The organism is Colwellia sp. BRX10-4, assembly GCF_014077465.1.
GTDB lineage: Bacteria > Pseudomonadota > Gammaproteobacteria > Enterobacterales > Alteromonadaceae > Colwellia_A.
Map to the genome: position 1 here is coordinate 1 of NZ_JACGVZ010000156.1, position 245 is coordinate 245.

General features: G+C 41.6%; 1 protein-coding gene. It reads right to left on the reverse strand.

Going from position 1 to position 245, the window contains the following annotated elements:
• Positions 1-245 (reverse strand): Ig-like domain-containing protein (locus H4J67_RS20205; protein WP_182204959.1); only part of this gene is annotated, 245 nt, incomplete at both ends.

A 245-nucleotide genomic window follows, 5' to 3' on the forward strand; every position in this document is an offset into this window, starting at 1 on the left:
ATGTAAGTAATTACAGGCACAGCACCGTTGAAATTATCATTTGGTGTGAAGGTATAGCTACCGTCTGCATTTAAGATGAGTTCACCTTCAGCAAGGGTAACCGTATCACCTGCATTGTACGTATTCCCACCAACCGTAAAGCTTGTAACAGTTAGTGGACCGTCTGCAGTTTCTGCGTTATCAAGCACATTACCTGTAGCAATTGTATCTTCAGCTATCGTAACCGTTTCACTATCATCACTTAA